Raw genomic sequence first — 19,318 nt, 5'->3', positions numbered from 1 at the left:
ACGATGGACACCCTTGCCTTCGGCTATATCCTTCCCACTACCGGGCGGATTCCGGACTTGCACCGGTTAGAAACGTGCGCCGCCGGGCGCACACAAAAACGCCACTGTACACATTAATTGTACAGTGGCATTTGCTTTTTGTAGTGTTACCATAGGTCACTACTTTTCTGTGCGGAAGCGTTTTTCCAGTTCCAGACGCTTGTTTTTGCTGTCTGGGCTTATCTCAAGCTTCTCGAAAATGCGGGAAAGCTGATTTTTTATGGTTCCTTGGGCCAGATGCAGCCTGTCTGCGATTTCTCGGTTGGTCAGGCGCTGTGCCGCGAGCTTTGCAATCTCCAGTTCCCGCCCGCTGAGGCCGTAGTCCTCATCTTCGCCCCATAGGGCGCGTAAAATCCGCTGCTTACTTTTTCTGTACTCCGCTGCCAGCGTGAGAATTTTTTCGATCTGATCCGGGTAGATATCGCGCTTTTGCAGCTCTTGCAGTTGAGTTATGATATAGTCGCAGTTTTCCGCGAAGGGCATCACACTGCCGTCCGGCAAAGCCAGTTCCAATGCGGTTTTCAGTTCCTCTATAGCCTGTCCCCGGCGTCCGAGCTGATCCAGCGCAGCGGCAAGCTGGATATGTAAATGTATACTGCATTGGAGGGAGTGGACTCTTTCATAAAGCGCGGCGGCTTCTCCCTTTTTCGCCACAACCTCTGTGTATCTGCCTTGCGCCAAGAGGTATTGTATATAGATAGCCTCCAACATGGGGGCGGCAGGGTACATCACCATGGATGAGGGCGCTCCGCTGGCAATCCACGCCGGAACCTCCTCTGTACGGCCCAACAAAGAATAAATCCATGTCTGGCACATATCCAAAGTATTCAGCAAGATATACTGCTTGTTTTCCCGCAGACTGTCTCGCAGTCCGGTCATGATTGTCCGGAGCTTTTCGGCGTCGCCTTCCAGCAGCGCCATGCGCATTCCAAGAAATTCAGCCGTCACCCCAATACTGTGCTGCCTGCGCCGGGTAGCAGCGCCTACGGCCAGATGATAGCTGATCTGTGCGTCGGTCAGGCGGTTTCGCATAAAATCCGTTTCGCCCTGCATGACATGCTCCGCGCCGTTTCCGTGACCATCCACTACTTGATAATAATAGGGGATAAATTCCCGCATTTTAGCGGTTTCGTGATCCAGCTCGCCCACGGCGCGGTGGTACATCATGAGTACGGACGGCGCGCCAAAGGTCCAGGCACTGTCAGGGTCGATGCAGCGGGAAAAGCGGCTCATCATGGTACAGGCGTTACGTTGGTGGGCGCTCATGGCGGATATGTCATTGTATTGCAAAAAGCCGATAACCAGCTCATATTCACCCAGATAGTCCTGCCGTTCCTGTTCCGTCAGCGATGTGTTTGTTTCAAGGCTTTTTAGCAAAATCTCTTTCAGCCGAAGCATTTCGGGGACGTGCTGAAATGCGAACAGCTTGTGCATCAGCACCAGCACCGCGTCGGGATGCCCCATCAAAAGGGAGACAGGGCACTCCACGCTCCACTGATACAGCGTCTCCCCATACTCACTGCCCAAAGATTTTCCGCAGTCGGTACTCAGCGCGTCCAGCAGCTTGCCCCAAGCCCCCGCCCGATGATAGGAAAGCTCTGCGGCGACATATTCCTGCCGGTTCATATGCCAGTCGCCCAGACGGGCGTATGCGGCCGACTGACGGTCGGCCGGAAGCTGGGAAAACTTCTGGCGCACACATTGACGCAGCATATGGTGATAGCGGTATACGCCGTTTTCATTCCGGGTAATGAAGGCATTGCTTTGCGACAGGGATTCCAAAAGTTCCTCCGTATCGGACTGCTGCCAGAGCCAGGCAGCTTCCACCGCTGTAAAACCATCTGTGATACCGATCAGGATCAAAAATTCCTGCTGGCGTTCCGGCAGGGGGGAGAGCAAAATCTGATCGATCAGATTAAAAATATCGGCGCTGCCGGAAATCCATGCCCCAGTCTGGGCATACGCCTTGAAGTTCAGGTAAACCATGGAAATCCATCCCTCGCTGGCGGCGGCAAGGGCGGCAATGTCACGCTCCTCCGCTGTCAGCCCGCACCGTTTTGCGTATTGTGCAACTTCGTTTCCATGCAGCCGCAGGTCGTCGGCGGTGATCTCTCCGAGACTTGCGCCCATGCGCATCCGCTCTTCCTCACCAAATATCTGGCTTCGGGAGAGAAGGAGGAATTGTATGCGGTTCTCCAAACGGCGGGAGAGATACAGCAGCAAGGAAGCAAGCTGCTTATCCGTGAAAATGTGCAGGTCATCCAGCACATAGTAAATTCGCCTGTCTGTTTCCGGCAGCGCATCCTCGATTAACTCAGCCATAATGGACATGGCTTGAATATCGCCCGGAAATCCCAGCGCCGCGAGCTGCTCCGCCAGCGTGGGATAACCCCGCAGCGCCCGGCAGAGTCCTGTCCAGAAATCCGTAGCGCTGGGCGTGTCGATCATCTGCCGCAGAATGATCCAGTCAGGATGATATTTGGTCTGCTGCTTCATCCACCATGTAATCGCCGTGGTCTTGCCAAAGCCCATGGGCGCAATGACGGTGGTGATCGAGGCGCTGCCGATAACCGTCAGCCGCTGCTTAAGGCGTTCTGTTATATAAATATCATTCAGGTGCGGATAATAGCTCATGACCTATCGCCACCTTTCTTTATCATTTTGCGCAGGTCCGTTGGCTTTCCGCATCAGCGGGAATCACCCATCACCATCCGAAACGGGTCTGGCCAGGAATGGGTCCCTTAGCGCAGTATTGCAAAACACACCGCTCCGGCACGTATTTATATAATATACGAATATTGAAATACTTTCAAGAGATTCCGCAAAAAAGTCCCACGCATTAAAGGTTCCAGCAGACCAGTTATACCGAATTCGGAACAAAAGCGGCGGTCAATGTCCTGTGCATATGATAGAGTTTTACAGGCCCCAGCAGCCCGGACAGGAGGTTTTCCCCATCCCGGTCTATATTATCTTCATTCCAGTAGCGGTTCCAGCCCAGGGCCATTCCTTCATCCACCAGCATATACCTCCGCTGGTTCGCGGCAGAATTGGATACAATTACCGTGATCTCATTTTCTCCCGGATGTACAAATTCTGTTGCATCCACCTCGTAAGGCTCCCATAACTTCACCGCTGCCAGTTTTCCGTTGATCCAGACTTCCGCGTGGAAACAGATCTGCCCCAGGCGCAGCAGATACCGTCCCGGCTCTTGTTTCAGGGTAAAATGATTCCGGTAAAGCACGCGCCCGGCGTACCACTTCAGGCCGTGCATCCTCCAATCGCACAATGGCGCGAAAAACGGCGCCATCCTGATTTCAAGCGGAGCTTTCAGGCCGTCCTGCCCGCTCCCTGCCTCCATTCTCAGAATCAGCTGTCTCGCTCTGTTTTCAGGTTTCATCCGCACCGGAAAATCTTTTTCCTGCAGCCCTGCGCCATCCAGTGAACAAGTGAATTTTCCTTCTGTTTCCGGGAGGCAGATTTCACAGGCGCCGGCCGGAACTTCGATTTGGTAGGTGAGCGTTACCGGGAAAGATATGCTCTGTCCGAATAGGGGCAGATCCCCCCAGGGCTGCAGCGGCAGTTTTCCTCTCTCCCAGGCAAAGGTCCACTCCGGATCTGAGCCTCCGAAAGGCCGGGCGCTTTCCCAGGCAATTCTCCTGGCCACAGACTCATAATCCCATTCCGGCTGATTCCATCCTTCCCTCTCCTGACCGCACACAATAAAGCTGCCGTCGCTGCTCAGGCGGAAAATCTCCTCTTCCGTTTTAATTTCTGCTTCCAGCAGCAGGGAAATATACCGGTCCGGAGGAAGCTCATCCGTGGCGCACATATCGCAGTCGTCAATGGGATTGTGGTTGATTACATGGACCGCCAGCAGGTTGTCCCCCTGTTTCAGCCCTTTCAGCTCTATTTCCTGCGGCACAGCATACCCCCGGACAACTCCTGCGCTGACCCCATTGACAAATATTTCAGCCGTATCCACCGCTGCAATGCAGATCCGTCCGCGTTCAGGGATATGGTCCAGCCGGAATTTCCTGCGGAAATAGAGGTCTCCGTCATCCGTCCCATCATGCCAGAAGGCCCTTCTGGTGATCCAGGATCCTTTCCACAGGCTCAGGTGACGCCCGCAGTACCCAGGTTCCCCTTCTTTATTGCAGATCCTGATTTCCCTTGGAGAAGGGTCCAGACTGCTGGAAAACATACAAACAGGAATGCTTAAGGAGCAGCAATCCGCCTGATCCGACCATATATCGTCCAGCGTTTTATCCAGAATCTGCGTTTCCCAGCGTCCTCCGATCTGCTGACAGTCATCCTCCTGCCATAGTTCAGGCGCCTGTTCCTGCAGCTTGTCTGTCAGAAGAAGCCAGCCCGCCTGGGCGGGAGCCAGATGGACCCGCACCATTCTTCCGTCCCCTGAAGCAACAGAATATACCGGGGTCATTTCTCCTGACTCCGGATCCAGCCACCGCATAGCTCCGCTTCCCCGCACCCACAGTTCCAGGTCTTTTTCCTCATCCGCTCCGCTTCCCAGGAAATACCACCGTTCCCCGTTCATTTCCCGGCAATTCACAAACAACTCGTATCTGTTTCCATAATTCACCCGGATGTCCGGCACGCCCAGCTCCAAGATGCAGCGGTAGATCTGTTCTGCCCTGCAGGCAGGCTGAGTCAGCAAGTCTGATGGCAGCCGGACTCCGCCGCTGCAGCCATAAGCCAGAACATGGCCCCCTGACCGGACAAAACAGCGCAGCTTTTCCTCCAGTCCCTCTGTCAGCCTCCCATATTCCGGCAGGATCAGCACCTGGAAGCACTGGTCCCCGATCCTGGCTATTCCGTCTCCCATTTCTGCCTTCAGAAGATTCTCTCCATCAATCATGTCCGCGTCGATTTGATGGCGGAGCAGACCGTAAAGGGTCTTATGGAATCCGTCGTGTACAGAACAGCCGGATGATGTGCTCTTCCCCGCCTCTGTCTCCTCTGCCAGCGCTTCTATGGGATAATAGATTCCCACTTTTACCACCGGTTTGCCCAGGCTGTTGAGATAGCTGATCCGGCTCATATAATCGCTGAAAATGCGGAAATATTTCCAGTAGGGATTCTGGTAGAAAAAGCTGGTGGGCCAGTCTGCCTGCGCTCCCTGATGCTCGCATTCATAGTAAAATCCGTGCAGGACAAACTGGTTTGTCCCCAGTCCCGCCATCACATTGATGCCCTGCTTGAACTGCTGCAGGCTGCAGGCCCAGCCTGCCCCGCCCATGGACTCTGCCATGGCCCGTTTTTTTCCATACGCCCGGGCTACGGATACAGCATATTTGGGTTCGCAGGGCTTGATCCAGCGTGGAAAACCGTACCGGTATCCGTGGATATCCGAACCGGGATTGTGCATATGGCGCATGGTATCAAAATAATTTCCCTGCCTGCGGGGATGGTCCTTCAAAATCTCCTCTGTATGGCCGGTAAAAATCAGCCCCCGCTCTTCGCACCAGTCCCCGATCTGCTTGAAAACCGCTTCTTCATACAGCTGTGCTGTTACACTGTAGAAATCCCGGCGAAACGCTTTTGCCTGTTCTGTTTCCCCTTCCATCAGCCAGGGCAGATAATCCCACAGTTCATAACCGCAGCGGGCTTCAAACTCATCCGGGAGCCGGTCAGTCCAGGGAATGGGTTTTCCGGCCATGTAGATTTCATCCAGAAACGCGCCCGGGATTACACTGCCGAATTCTTTTCCAAAGCGTTTTTCATATTCTTCATAGGTATACTGCATAAACAGCCGTATCGTATCTTTGTTCATATAATCCACATAATGAGGATATACTTTCCTGTAAAAAGCCATTATAACTCCATAGGCTTCCGGGATATTTTCAGGATCCAGCCTGATAATTTCCGCTGATTTTTCTTCTCCCTGCAAAAGATACACTGCAAGAGGGCGCCGGCTGTCTTTTTTCAGCTCCGCATTCAGCTTATCTTTCAGGATTTCTCCCCTCTCTGATGCAAAAGACTTCACCTCCAGCCCTTTTGCCATATTGCATTCCCCCTCCGCCAGAACTCTGGAAGGTTTCTGATATCCATATTCAAACACGCTGCCTGCCGTACCGGAGGGCCAGGCGTACTCATCATACAGCCACGCTCCAAAGCCTTTCCTTTTTCCCTCGTCCACACAGGCTTCCACCGCGTCCCACCATTCCTGTTCCAGGTAGGGTGTTTTCAGATATGCGCGGGCGTGCATAAAAGCTCCGTATATCCCCTTGTCAACCATCTCGTCGATCTGCCATCTGAGCCGGTCCGGTTCCAGCGTCCCATTCCAGAACCACAGCGGCACCGCGCTGTATTCCCTGGGCGGATTCTGAAACTGCTTCATCCAATTCATACTTGTATCCTCCTGATCTTCTGTGTTTTTCTTTGCAAAGAGTCCGGCAAGCCAGACTCTCCCGCCGAAGCGCGGTCGCTTTCGCGGCCATTTTTCCTTAGCGCGGAAGGTTTTGATTGCATGGGGAACGCAGTTCCCCATGCAATCAAAAACAGACAGCTATACCATCCCACATTACCTGCAGTATAATATATCTGTCTGTTTTCCACCATCAGGCGTATCTACAAAAACCTTTAGAAATATACAATGCCGTCTACTTTTCAGCCTGCTTTTTATAATAGTCTTCTACAGCTGCCTGTACGGCTTCTTCCGCCAATACGGAACAATGGATTTTGTTGGCCGGCAGCCCGTCCAGTGCCTCCACCACAGCCTGATTGGACAATTTCAGCGCTTCTTCCACCGGCTTCCCTTTAATCATTTCCGTAGCCATGGAACTGGAGGCAATGGCAGATCCGCATCCAAACGTGTTGAATTTCACATCTTCAATCACTCCGTCCTTTACTTTAATATACATCTTCATGATATCGCCGCATTTTGCGTTGCCCACCTGGCCGATTCCGTCGGCGTCCTCCATCTTCCCCATATTCCTGGGATTGGTAAAATGATCCATTACTTTTTCACTGTATAACATATCTGCGCTCCCCTTTCTGCAATTCTTCCCATACCGGAGACATGTTCCGGAGATACTCCACCACCTGCTTTATATTCTCAACCATATAATCTATTTCTTCCGCAGTATTATCCGGGCCGATGGTCAGCCGCAAAGATCCGTGGGCCACTTCATGGGGAAGGCCAAGGGCAAGAAGCACATGGCTGGGGTCCAGAGAACCGGAGGTGCAGGCAGAACCGGACGAAGCGGCAATACCTCTGGCGTCCAGAAGCAGCAGCAGAGATTCCCCTTCAATTCCCTCAAAACATACATTTATATTGCCGGGCAGCCTCCTCTTTCTGTCGCCGTTCAGCCTGGAATGGGGAATCCGCAATAGCCCGTCAATCAGCCTCTCACGCAGCTCCGTGACCTTTCTTCCGTCCTCGTCCATCCGCCGGCAGGATTCTTCCAGGGCCGCCGCCATCCCCACAATAGCCGGCAGATTTTCTGTTCCTGCCCGTTTTCCTCTCTCCTGCGCGCCGCCTTCAATCAGATTCAGCAATGGAACTCCTTTTTTCACGTACAGAGCGCCGGCTCCCCTGGGGCCGCAGAACTTGTGGCCGGATAGAGAAAGCATGTCCACCGAATCCCGTTCCACGTCAATTGATACATGCCCGGCCGCCTGAACCGCGTCCGTATGAAACAGCACCTTTTTTTCCCGGCAGATTCTTCCGACCTCTCTTATGGGCTGAAGAGTACCGATTTCGTTATTCGCATACATCACGCTCACCAGCGCCGTATCTTCCCGAATTGCGCTGCAAACCTCCTCCGGCCTGACGATTCCGTCCCCGTGAACGTCCAGATACGTCACTTCAAACCCTTCCTTTTCCAGACGTTTCAGGACATGAAGCACCGCATGGTGCTCAATTTTAGTAGAAACAATATGTCTCTTTCCCTTCATCGCTCCCAGCCTCGCAGCGCTGAAAATCGCCTGATTATCTGATTCGCTTCCTCCGGAAGTAAAGTATATTTCAGCTGGCCGGGCGCCGATCTGCTCCGCCACACTAATTCTTGCCGCCTCCAGATACTCTTTGGCCGTCTGTCCAGGCGTATGGAGGCTGGAGGGGTTTCCGTAGGCCTTGTCCATACAATCCAGCATCGCTTTTTTGGCCGTTTCGCTGATCCGCGTAGTTGCGGCCTGATCTGCATAAATATTCATCTCAAACCCTCTTTTCAAATTCCTATTTTATCCATAGGATATTTATACCACTTAATTCCTATATAGTCAATAGGAATATTATCATCACTGTGCCTGTGATTTCCATGCGCCTGCTTCTATCAGCAGGCACTCTATTAGTTTCTGTTTGCCTGAAGTATAGCGATTCCGGTCATTTGGAAACTGCAAAGCCAATCTCTGTTTGCACACGTCATAGTTCATTGCTTTTTCTGGGTGCGCATTCAGGTAATCCCGAAAATTGATATAGTTATTCCACGCTGTGCTATTCCACTTTACAACATGAATATGATGCGTGCGCGTATCATTTTCAAAATCACCCATTACGAACAGAAGCTGCCCCGGAACATCTTCTCCGCGAAAAATAAAACCATGCTGTTCCAGCGTTTCAATATAAGGCAAGACTTCGCTCAAATCCCAGACGCCTGCAGCAATATCAATAATGGGTTTTGCTTGAATTGCCACTACAGCGGTACTTCCCACATGCTGGATATCCACAGCGATATTTCCTAAAAGCTGTTTTAAAATCCCTATTATTTTTTCAGCATTTTGGCTCCATGCCTCTTGATGAGGCAGCAGCTCCACGGTTCCTCTTTTTAGCCCTATCATAACAGATTCCTCACGAAAACTTCAAATAAGGCAGGCCGTCATCCCGGCCTGCCTAAAACTTTATCCCAATAAATCAGATCTTCCCGCAGCGTAAATCCCATATGCTTCCAAAAGCTGTTTCCGGCTTCATTCCGGGCAAAGGCTACCAGAGAAACCTTCTGGATTCCCTCAGATTCCAGCGCAGACAGAGCCGCTGTTACCAGACCCGCTCCAATTCCGCCGCCCCGGAACCGTTCTGCCACCGCCATATGATAGATATGGCCGCGGCGGCCGTCATGGCCCGCCAGGATAACGCCTGCCAAAGTCGCCCTATGTTCCGCCACGAAACATGTCCCGGGATTTCTGCTCAAAAACCTGCGGATCCCGATTTCAGAATCATCATAATCGTTGAGCCCCATGCCAGGCGTGGAATCCCACAACAGACGGACGGAGTTATAATCCTGTGGATTCATGTTCCTGATCAAACAATTCATAATCTTCCTGCCCTTCTGATCCTATCTTTGCCCTTCCTAAAATCAGATCTTCCAGCGTCACGCTTTCCAGGTATTGGTCAATAATTTCGTCCAGCTGCATCCACATAGGAAGAGTCAGGCAGCTTTCCGCTCTTGTACAGGCCGGTCTGCCGTCTTCCACACAGGCCACAGGAGCCAGCGTGCCCTCTGTCAGCTTCAGAATTGACCCTATGGTGTATTCAGAAGGTTTCCGGCTCAGCTGGTATCCGCCGTCTTTCCCCCGCATGCTGCGGACCATCTTTGCTTTGTGCAGCATAGCCACTACCATTTCCAGGTATTTCATGGAAATACCCTGCCGTTCTGCGATTACTTTCAGGGATATATAATCGTCAGTGTCATGCAGCGATAAATCCAGCATCACCCGCAGCGCATAGCGGCCCTTTGTAGATACCATCATGGCGGCCTTCCCCTCCTTTTCTCTCAGGTATTGAACCGGGATCTTATTCTGTAAAGCTTGGTTTTTAAAAGTATACCAATTCTTCTTCCGGCTTTTTAGCGGGAAGAATTTCCTGCAGGTATAAAACCGGCCCGCGCTTCCCGTACTCCCTGGCAAATTCGTACCGGCAGGTCACCGTAACCGTGACCCAGTCCCTGTCCTGATAGGGGAATTCCGGCATGGAATACCGGCACAGATATCCCAGGAACTGTACGTCATTTGCACAGCAGGTCATAATGAAACGGCCCGGGACAAAAATTCTGTGGCGCATGTTCTTTCCTTTATAGACCTGGGCCAGAAACTTAAATGTCTTATTGTTATACTTTTTCGGGTTTTCTGACACATCCAGATACCAGAGCCCATAGTCAAAACTCTCCAGTTCAATAAAACTCTGGCTCAGATCGTAAGGCAGTTCATCGCCTAAATCCTGTTCCGGCGTTCCGTCAGGGCGTTCAAATACCAGCTGCGCCCGGGGATTAAATACTTTCACTGTTCTCCGCAGCTTCAGCTTGTCCAGCTGCTCGCCGCTGCGGTTTACGATGATGAGGTTGGAATAACGCATAGGCTCCAGAAACATCTGGCGCATATTTGCCAGATAACTGTCCGCTGTATCTGCGTTCACTGTTGTATAGATGCCCTGCAGCTCCCATCCCTCAGGCATATCCATATCCAGAATCAGATCCATTTCCCAGGTCCCGTTGTATTCGATCATCACCTGTTCTGCATCATATGCGCCTGCAAAGCCTTCCAGCAGCTTTTCTGTCATATCTTCTTTATTTTCAACTGTCACCACAGTCACCTGGTGTTCGCTGCAGAAAGCCGGATCATACTCTTCTTCCCCCTCTTCACAGAGGATCAGGAGCGTGCTGGACACATCCGCAAAATCAGGGCTGGCAATGGTATCCTTAATCAAAGTAGTCTTTCCGCTCTCCAGAAAACCTGTAAATAAATAAACCGGTACTCCCATCACTTCTCCTCAACTTTTTATGCTTTGAACGCCTCTGCCAGCTCCGCCTCCGGCAGGTCCGTGCCAATGACGCACAGCTTGCCCGTATAATCCGGCGCGCCTTTCCGGATCTCGTACTCGCCCGGAACAAGGTCAAACTCCATCCATCCGCCGTCCCTGGCGGGAACGATTCCTTTAGCCCGGAGCACATTGCCCAGCAGCGCAGTTTCAGACAGAATCTTCAGCACTGACTCCAGCTCCTCTTTCGTATACTGATGCGCGGTTTCACGGCCCCAGCTGGTAAATACCTCATCCGCATGATGATGGTGATGGTGGTCAGGACAATGGTCATGGTTTTCATGGCCGCAATGGTCGTGATCCTCGTGACCGCAGCAGTGATCGTGGTCTTCATGGCTGTGGCCGCAGCGGCTGTGATCTTCATGATCGTGGTCATGGAGGTGGTCATGTTCCTCGTGGTCATGGTCATGTCCATGGTCATGTTCTTCATGGCAGCAGCAGCTGTGATCCTCGTGATCATGACCCGCCAGCAGCTGGTCCAGAAGGCTGTGAGAACGGCTGACCGCTTCGGCCAGAGTTTCGTCTGTCAGCTGGTCCCAGGGCGTTGTGATGACTGCCGCTTCCGCATTGTGTCCGCGGATCAGGCGGACACTCTCCTCCAGGCGCTCTCCTGAAACATCCTGCGTTCTGCTCAGCACAATGGTGCCGGCATGTTCAATCTGATCGTTAAAAAATTCGCCGAAATTTTTCATATACATTCTGGCCTTTTTGGCATCCGCCACCGTGATCCGCGCATCCAGCTCCATGCCGGTTTCACCGCTGACATCCTCCACCGCCCGGGCCACATCCGACAGCTTGCCCACGCCGGACGGCTCAATGATAATCCGGTCGGGCGCAAACTGATCCACCACCTTTTTCAGCGCCTCGCTGAAATCGCCCACCAGCGTACAGCAGATACAGCCGGAATTCATCTCTGTAATCTCTACGCCTGCATTTTTCAGGAAGCCTCCGTCAATTCCGATTTCCCCAAATTCATTTTCAATGAGAACAATCTTCTCCCCTTTCCAGATTCCGGAAATTAATTGTTTAATCAATGTTGTCTTTCCGGCTCCCAGGAATCCGGAAACAATATCTACTTTTGTCATCTTCTAATCTCCTTCCAAAGGCAGGCCCGCTGTCCGCCGGAGCAAAACATACTGTTTCAATAAACAAGGGGCAGCAACCTTCTGATTTGCTACCCCAAATCTTACACCTTTTTTTCTTTTCCGTCAACCCAGCGCCACATCCAGCACCATCATAATCAGAAAACCGCCCATCACCCCCAGAGTTCCTGTATTGGAATGTTCGCCCAGATGGGCCTCCGGAATCAGTTCCTCCACCACTACATACATCATGGCTCCAGCTGCAAAAGAAAGCAGCCAGGGCATCAAAGGCTGAATGGTACCGGCAATCAGCACTACCAGAATTCCAAACACAGGTTCCACAAACCCGGACAGGCTTCCCAGCAAAAATGCTTTGGAAGCTTTCATCCCTTCCTGCCGCAGCGGCAGGGATATTGCCGCTCCTTCCGGGAAATTCTGTATGCCCATGCCCACGGCAAGGGCTATGGCGGCGGCCATTGCCCCAGGGTCCGCCCCATGCTGCGCGGCAAGGGCGAAGGAAAGGCCAACCGCCATTCCTTCCGGGATATTGTGGAGCGTTACCGCTGAAACCAGCAGCGTGGTGCGCTTCCAGCCGGAAGAGATCCCCTCCGGCTCTTTTGCGTCCGGGTGCAGATGGGGCAGCAGGCTGTCCATCAGCATCAGAAATACAATACCCAGCACAAAGCCGCCTGCGGCAGGAATCCAGCCAATCCCGCCATTTTGCTCTGCTTCTTCAATCGCCGGAATCAGCAGGCTCCATACGGACGCCGCAATCATCACTCCCGCGGCAAATCCCAAGAAAATCCGTTGAATCAGCGGGTTCGCACGTTTTCGAAACAGAAAAACCATTGCAGCGCCCAATGTTGTCATTAAAAATGTAAAGCCGGTCCCTCCGGCTGCCCATAAAACAGGACTGTCCATCAAATCCTCCTTTGCACTTTTCTGTTATTTATCCTCACTTCATAAATATGCGCAGCGCTTTCATTTTCCATACCTGCGCAGGCTGGTATCTCACCGGCAGATCCAGAAAATTGGATTTTTTCAGAATGCTTTTCTCATGGGTAAAAGTATCAAAGCTGAGCTTTCCGTGATAACTGCCCATTCCACTGTCCCCCACGCCTCCGAAACCCATATGGGAAGTGGCCAGATGCACGATCGTATCATTGATACAGCCGCCGCCGAACGAAATCTGCTCCAGAACTTTTCTGATACATGTTTTATCCCGGGCGAACAGATACAGGGCCAGAGGTTTTGCCCCGTTTAAAACCTTCTTCTGAATCGCGATTGCTTCATCTACTGTCTTATAAGTCAATACCGGCAGCACCGGTCCGAAAATCTCCTCCTGCATCACCGGGTCCGTCAGCTCTGCATGGTCCAGCACAGTAGGGGCGATTTTCTGTTTTTCCCTGCTGCTTTGTCCTCCCAGGAAGATATCCTTTCCTTCCATCAGACCGCACACACGGTCAAAATGCGCCTCGGTAATGATCTTAGGGTAGTTCTCATTATAAAGCGGATGCGCCCCATACATCCTGCGGATATACAGCCGGATCCAGCGCAGCAGCTCCTCCTTCACCTCCCGGTGCACAAGCAGGTAATCCGGCGCCACACAAGTCTGGCCCGCATTAAGAAATTTGCCGAACACAATTCTCTTTGCCGCCATTTTCAGGTTAGCAGACAAATCCACAATGCAGGGGCTTTTTCCTCCGAGTTCCAGACTGACGGGCGTTACGTGCACCGCTGCTCTTTCCAGAACCAGCTGGCCCACTCTCCTGCTGCCTGTGAAGAAAATATAGTCAAACTTCTGATTCAGAAGCTCTGCATTTTCCTCTCTGCCTCCTTCTACCACGGCCACATATTCCTCTGGGAAAACTTCCGTCACAATTTTTCTGATTACGGCAGAAGTAGCGGCTGAGTAATTAGCCGGTTTCAAAATACAGCAGTTTCCTGCCGCCACAGCGCCGATCAGCGGGTCCATGCACAGCATAAAGGGATAATTCCAGGGCGCCATGATCAGCGTTACCCCATAAGGCTCTGGAATCACCTGGCAGGAGGAAGGGAACTGCGCCAGCGGAGCGGGTCTTTTCCGGGGCCTCGCCCATGCTGTCAGATGTTTTCTGATATAGCTCAGTTCAGAAAGCACCATGCCAATTTCCGCCATATAGGATTCAAATGCGGATTTCCCCAGATCCTGCTTCAGCGCCTCCAGTATTTCGGACTCATGGCTCTGGATGGATAACTTCAGACGGATCAGAGCCTGCAGCCTGGTTTCCGGCTTTTTTGTGGCTCCGGTTTCAAAATATGCTCTCTGTTTATTTACAAGTTCCTCAATCCTGCAGTTCATATGCTGTCCTCCTGGTCATTCTGCTTATGGCTCTGTGCAGAGCTCCCACGCCCCGGTCAGGGAGTCCCAATAGCTTTCCCCGTTCATACGCATAATATCCAGCCCTGTGATGCAGCACTGCTGCGCATATATGGTATCCCCATTCTCAGAGTAGGCTGTCACATTGTGGAGAATCCTGGGTTCGCCTTCCTCCTCTCCGAGATACATCATTACATGTCCTGGCATGTAGAGCAGCGTGCCAGGCTTCAGGCCGCGCAAAATCTCCTGTTTTTCCTCTGCGGCAAGCCCTTCCAGCTGTATGCCGCACATCAGGGACTGCCCGGAAGTGTCTCTCGGGAGCCGTATCCCAAAACATTTGTACACGCTGCACATAGTGGAGGAGCAGTCCATATTTCCTCCGGTATCGCCCCAGCCGTAAGGCATGCCCTTCAGCTTTCCGGCCTGTTCCAGAATCAGATTCCAGTCAAATGGCAGATATCCTTCATGGACAGGTTCGCTTTTGGAAATCTGCACATATTGGATTCTCAATGTTCCGTCTTCGCTCTTTGAAGGCATCCGCACTGTATAATACTGTTCTTTCACATTTTCCAGTGCAAAAACAGTCCCCATCCGGATATTTTTATTTTCTAATTTCATTTGGTCCAGCGCTACCAAAACCTGCTGCGGCCTGGACAAATTCAACATCTCCGCCTGGCTGCAAAACGCCACAGAGGCAGTTTCAATCCATCCGCTGTAAGTCTCTCCCTGCACAAAACACCAGATCCCGTCCGCTGTCCGGTGCAGCACCGCCACGCCTTCTCCCACCGTCAGCATGGTCTGCTGGAAATAATCAAAGGCCATACTCCCGATTTCTGACGAACTCTTATCCCAGGTGGGAAAAGACCTGACAGAAGTATTATCCGTCAGCACGCCGAAGGATACCTCTACTGCCGGGGGAATGCCCTCCAGGTTCCTCCGCGCTTCAATCGCCTTTCTGTCCCCGTCCGTCAGCGGAAGCTCATTCAGATACGGCAGTTCCGGATAAACCACCATTTCGATCATGCGGCGGACCTCCGAACCGGGCAACATCTTTGAGAAAAAAGACAGATCTACAGTTTTCGTGCCCGGCGTTTCCAGAATACTGCTGTTAATCTCGTCTTTCTGCCCCATATCCTGCGCCGTTTCTGATATGATTTCCACAACAGCATTTGACATTCCCTCTCCTGCCGCGGATTGTTTCCCTGTCCCTTCTTCATAGTAATATTCCCCGGAAATGCTGGAAGCAGCTTCCAGGTTTTCATATTCTGCATCCTTCTTCCTGGTTTTATCTTCCGCATATGCCTGCGCTTCATTCCCTATGCCGGCCACCTCCCCTATGGTTTCCACATAATACATATCTTTTCCCCCGCACCCGCCAAACAAAAGCAGGCACAAAAGCCCCGCCCCCAGTCTTTTGCCCATTTGATTGCACCTTCTTCCCCTCTCGTGCTTACATCTTCCCTTCAGTATATCCAAAAAAAGCATCTCTGGCAATCAGTTTTTTCACAGTATTTTTTCTGTCCAAACCCTTTCCTAATAACTTGAAATCGTGTATACTATGCGGTAGAGAAAAAAGGAGGTTTACTATGGACACTATCACCTGCATCCGTACCAGACGGAGTATCCGGAAGTTTACAGGCAAACCGGTGGAACGAAAGCTGCTGGAACAGATCGTGGAAGCCGCTTCCTATGCCCCTTCCTGGAAAAACACACAAATCACCCGGTATATAGCGGTGGACGACCCGGTCCTGAAAGAAAAAATTGCCTCAGAGTGCTGCGATGACCATAACGCTGCTATCATCAGAAGCGCGCCTTTGCTGGTAGCCACCGCCATGGTGGAAAAGAGGTCCGGCTATGAAAGAGACGGTTCTTTTTCCACAGAAAAAAAAGACGGCTGGCAGATGTATGACTGCGGCTGCGCCGGACAGACATTCTGCCTGGCAGCTCATGAACTGGGCGTGGGCACTGTCATCATGGGCATCTTTAATATTGAGAAAGCTTCCCAACTGCTGGAGGTTCCGGAAGGCCAGCTGATCTGTTCTCTGATTGCCGCCGGCTATCCTGACGGTGAAGCTTCCGTGCCGAAAAAGAAAACAGTTTCCGATCTGCTGACCTGGAAATGAGCGCAAAGGAGAATAACATGAAACATTTACTTAGCCCTATGGACCTGTCCGTAGAGGAAATTGATGAACTTCTGGATCTTGCAAACCATATTGAAAACCATAAAGAACAATATGCTCATATCTGTGACGGAAAAAAGCTGGCAACATTATTCTACGAACCCAGCACCAGAACCCGCCTCAGTTTTGAGACGGCGATGCTCAGCCTTGGCGGAAACGTCGTCGGCTTTGCTTCCGCAGATTCCAGCTCCGCCGCAAAAGGTGAGAGTGTTTCCGATACGATCCGCATCATTTCCTGTTATGCGGATATCTGCGCCATGCGCCACCCCAAAGAAGGCGCTCCCATGGTAGCTTCCACCAAGTCCTCTATCCCGGTGATCAACGCAGGCGACGGCGGACATCAGCACCCTACCCAGACCCTCACTGACCTGCTGACCATCCGTACTTTAAAAGGCCGGCTGGGCAATATGACCGTGGGGCTCTGCGGCGACCTGAAATTCGGCAGGACTGTCCATTCTCTGATCCATGCTCTGGTACGTTATACCGGCGTCCGGTTTGTGTTGATTTCACCCAGAGAACTTCGTGTGCCGGATTACATCCGTATAGATGTCCTGGAAGAAAACCATATTCCTTATGAAGAAGTGGAAAACCTGGAAGACGCCATGGCAAAACTGGACGTGCTCTACATGACCCGCGTTCAAAAAGAGCGTTTCTTCAATGAAGAAGAGTACATCCGCATGAAAGACTGCTACATTCTGGATAAAGCAAAAATGGCCCTTGCGGGGCCGGACATGCTGGTGCTTCATCCTCTGCCCAGGGTCAATGAAATCTCTGTAGAGGTGGATGATGATCCCCGGGCGGCATATTTCAGGCAGGTGCAGTATGGGGTGTACGCCCGCATGGCCCTGATTCTCACACTGCTGGGTCTGGATCACATTGTGCCCAGAGAGTAACGTCAGCAGAGCTTATAGCCGTTTGCCAGGAGCTTGAAACGGCAGCCCAGCACTTCGGCGGCCCTCCGGCACATGATCATGCGGTTTAGAAATATCTCAAAATAGTCCATAACCGAACACATGGAATCGTCCAGCTCCAGAGTCATCTGGATGGTTTTCTGCTCCTTGTCTATGCTCAGCCGTGCAGCTAATGCAGCATAATTGACCCGGTCATGAATGTCAAAGCTGGCAATGACATGATTTTGCACCCGGTTCCGGCGGACATCTGTTTTGTCCGCCAGAATCAGGGCTGCCGATACGGTATCCACTGCTGTTCCCGTTGCTTCGTCATGCTGTCCGATGGCAGTGGTGACAGTCAGCACATCCTGCATCTTCATTCCCATCTCTTTTAATATTCCATAAGCCAGGACCGCTCCTGTATGGGCATGATCCTGACGATTGATGCTGTTTCCGATATCGTGCATATATCCCGCGATTCTCGCCAGCTCTATCTGCGCTTCTCCATATCCCAGTTCCTTCAGAATACTGCCGGCGCACTCCGCCGTTTTCACTGCATGCCGTTCGGAATGCTCTGTATAACCCAGGGCTTTCAGCACCCGGTTTCCATTTTCAATAAGCCCTTTTATTTCTTCATTTTCTCTGATTTCCTGATAAGTCATCTGAAGTTTTCCGCCCTTTCACCGGAAAGCCCCGCGGCGGAGGCTCCCCATCATCGTTTCAAACCACATGCATCGCTTAACAGTATATCAAATTTCTGTCACAGTTCCAAGCATGACCGGAACATTATTTTCCAAATCCACGATTGCGTAGAAAAAGGGCCGGTCAAAGCTGATCTCATGTTCCGGCAGCGCTGCCGACTCGCCGGCGGCTACAATTGTCACAGCTGCCGCTCTTGTTCCTTCCTTATCTACAGTTATGTGCGTACTGTGGCTGACGTACTCCACAAATATTCCGCCGTTTTTTACAATTCCGTTAAAATCCGCCGCTCCTGCTTCAAAGGCAGACGGCATCCCCATTTCACTGAGGATCTGGTTCAGCATCAGGTTTGTATCGTAGCTGAAAGCGGGAAGCGTCGTCTGTACGGAGGTGGTTTCCTGGCTTTCCAGAAGCGCCCGTAATTTTTCTCCTGTCAGGGAACTGACGAACTCTTCCACTTTTACGCCCTCATCTGGCAAAACAGCCAGGAAACCGTATCTGCCGCCTTTATAGGGCTTCACAATTCCTTCCCCCTGCTCCGCTTTTACATACCGGTATTCCATGCTGTGCATCATTTCTGCAGTCTGCGCTTCTCCATCCTTGGAGGTAAACACGCCTTCCCTGACGCTGCCTTCCTGATAAACAGTCTCCCATTTTCCTTCAAAGGCCAGGGCATTGATGAGGTACATGACTGTACTCCCATCTATTTCTTTCAGCGCTTCCCTGATCATCTCATGGGTATTTTTTTCCACCCATTCATTGATCAGCCCGCGGGTTTCTTCATCAAACGGGCCCTGGTAGGCTCCTGCCTGATAATAATCCGCGTTTGCCTGCAAGAAATCCTTCTGCACTTCCAGGCCATCCCGGAACCAGACGGAATCTGCCACTGACAATTCTTCTCCCTGGCCTGCTAAGCAGGCGCTGAGATAGCTGTTCCAATCCTCAAGCTTCATTTTTCCTGCCATCACCTGCAGCATCTCTTCCAGCGTCCCGCCTCTCGCCCCGTTAGCGGTCATGGAAAGTGCGGCCAGCACTGACAACGGTGCAGCCATCTCGCTTTTTTCTCCTGTGCAGATTTTCTGAAACAGAGTCACAGAGAAATTTGAAACCTGATCATAAAATTCCTCGTCCGGCTTCTGGCTCTTGTTCTGCAGCGGTTCAATCCCTTCCATCAGGCTCAGCACCCGGGCAGGTTTTTCCTGGCTGCCGCAGCCCGCTGTTCCCAAAACCAGAAACATCGCCATCAATAAGCATCCCCACGTCTTTATTTTTCCGCGTCTTTTCATTTCCTCTCCTTT

16 protein-coding genes are annotated in these 19,318 nt (G+C 51.8%); 2 read left to right on the top strand and 14 right to left on the bottom strand.

All coding sequences use genetic code 11. The annotated features are described in order from the left end of the window. Positions 1-159: 159 nt before the first annotated feature. The 12 genes from EV209_RS14920 to EV209_RS14865 form a co-directional block, all read right to left on the bottom strand. The gene (locus tag EV209_RS14920; RefSeq protein ID WP_130436267.1) at positions 160-2,673 is read right to left on the bottom strand and encodes a winged helix-turn-helix domain-containing protein; all 2,514 of its coding nucleotides are present in this window, start codon (positions 2,671-2,673) and stop codon (positions 160-162) included. 226 nt (positions 2,674-2,899) lie between these two features. After that, positions 2,900-6,406 carry a glycosyl hydrolase gene (locus EV209_RS14915; RefSeq protein WP_130436266.1) on the bottom strand — a complete coding sequence of 1,169 codons (3,507 nt, stop codon included), beginning with the start codon at positions 6,404-6,406 and terminating at the stop codon, positions 2,900-2,902. 253 nt (positions 6,407-6,659) lie between these two features. After that, a complete protein-coding gene (gene nifU, locus EV209_RS14910) occupies positions 6,660-7,037 on the bottom strand; it encodes a Fe-S cluster assembly scaffold protein NifU (RefSeq protein ID WP_130436265.1) in 378 nt (125 codons plus the stop codon). Then, positions 7,024-8,214, bottom strand: a complete 1,191-nt coding sequence (gene nifS / locus EV209_RS14905; protein ID WP_130436264.1) for a cysteine desulfurase NifS — start codon at positions 8,212-8,214, stop codon at positions 7,024-7,026. Before nifS ends, nifU begins: the two co-directional genes overlap by 14 nt. Positions 8,215-8,298: 84 nt before the next feature. Continuing rightward, positions 8,299-8,838, bottom strand: a complete 540-nt coding sequence (locus EV209_RS14900) for a GrpB family protein (RefSeq protein WP_130436263.1) — start codon at positions 8,836-8,838, stop codon at positions 8,299-8,301. A gap of 38 nt (positions 8,839-8,876) precedes the next feature. Beyond that, on the bottom strand, positions 8,877-9,311 hold the full coding sequence (locus EV209_RS14895) for a GNAT family N-acetyltransferase (RefSeq protein WP_130436262.1): 435 nt from the start codon (positions 9,309-9,311) through the stop codon (positions 8,877-8,879). Continuing rightward, a complete protein-coding gene (locus tag EV209_RS14890; protein ID WP_130436261.1) occupies positions 9,271-9,747 on the bottom strand; it encodes an RrF2 family transcriptional regulator in 477 nt (158 codons plus the stop codon). Before EV209_RS14890 ends, EV209_RS14895 begins: the two co-directional genes overlap by 41 nt. A 64-nt stretch (positions 9,748-9,811) precedes the next feature. Next, positions 9,812-10,753 carry a TIGR03943 family putative permease subunit gene (locus tag EV209_RS14885; protein WP_130436260.1) on the bottom strand — a complete coding sequence of 314 codons (942 nt, stop codon included), beginning with the start codon at positions 10,751-10,753 and terminating at the stop codon, positions 9,812-9,814. Positions 10,754-10,770: 17 nt separating this feature from the next. Further along, entirely contained in the window at positions 10,771-11,895 is a 1,125-nt protein-coding gene (locus tag EV209_RS14880; protein ID WP_130436259.1) for a CobW family GTP-binding protein, read from the bottom strand. A gap of 123 nt (positions 11,896-12,018) precedes the next feature. Further along, entirely contained in the window at positions 12,019-12,813 is a 795-nt protein-coding gene (locus tag EV209_RS14875) for a ZIP family metal transporter (protein WP_130436258.1), read from the bottom strand. A 34-nt stretch (positions 12,814-12,847) separates the two neighbouring features. Continuing rightward, positions 12,848-14,233, bottom strand: coding sequence for an aldehyde dehydrogenase (locus tag EV209_RS14870; RefSeq protein WP_130436257.1), 1,386 nt, complete (start codon positions 14,231-14,233; stop codon positions 12,848-12,850). A gap of 24 nt (positions 14,234-14,257) precedes the next feature. Further along, positions 14,258-15,673, bottom strand: coding sequence for an SH3 domain-containing protein (locus tag EV209_RS14865; RefSeq protein ID WP_165388948.1), 1,416 nt, complete (start codon positions 15,671-15,673; stop codon positions 14,258-14,260). Positions 15,674-15,837: 164 nt separating this feature from the next. Between EV209_RS14865 and EV209_RS14860 the strand changes: the two genes are divergently transcribed. Together EV209_RS14860 and pyrB are read left to right on the top strand one after the other, a co-directional pair. After that, positions 15,838-16,374, top strand: a complete 537-nt coding sequence (locus EV209_RS14860) for a nitroreductase family protein (RefSeq protein ID WP_130436255.1) — start codon at positions 15,838-15,840, stop codon at positions 16,372-16,374. 17 nt (positions 16,375-16,391) lie between these two features. Beyond that, entirely contained in the window at positions 16,392-17,324 is a 933-nt protein-coding gene (gene pyrB, locus EV209_RS14855; protein ID WP_130436254.1) for an aspartate carbamoyltransferase, read from the top strand. Positions 17,325-17,326: 2 nt separating this feature from the next. Here the strand turns inward: pyrB and EV209_RS14850 are convergent, their stop codons facing one another. Both EV209_RS14850 and EV209_RS14845 read right to left on the bottom strand, forming a co-directional pair. After that, positions 17,327-17,983: an HD domain-containing protein gene (locus tag EV209_RS14850; RefSeq protein WP_130436253.1), complete on the bottom strand. Its 657-nt coding sequence runs from the start codon at positions 17,981-17,983 to the stop codon at positions 17,327-17,329. Between the two features lie 87 nt (positions 17,984-18,070). Further along, positions 18,071-19,306 (bottom strand): serpin family protein, encoded by a 1,236-nt coding sequence (locus tag EV209_RS14845; protein WP_130436252.1) that lies wholly within the window; start codon positions 19,304-19,306, stop codon positions 18,071-18,073. Positions 19,307-19,318: the final 12 nt, after the last annotated feature.

Source organism: Cuneatibacter caecimuris, assembly GCF_004216775.1.
Taxonomy (GTDB): domain Bacteria; phylum Bacillota; class Clostridia; order Lachnospirales; family Lachnospiraceae; genus Cuneatibacter; species Cuneatibacter caecimuris.
The sequence above is the reverse complement of the archived record's forward strand: the minus strand, read 5'-3'. Positions and strand labels throughout refer to the sequence as shown.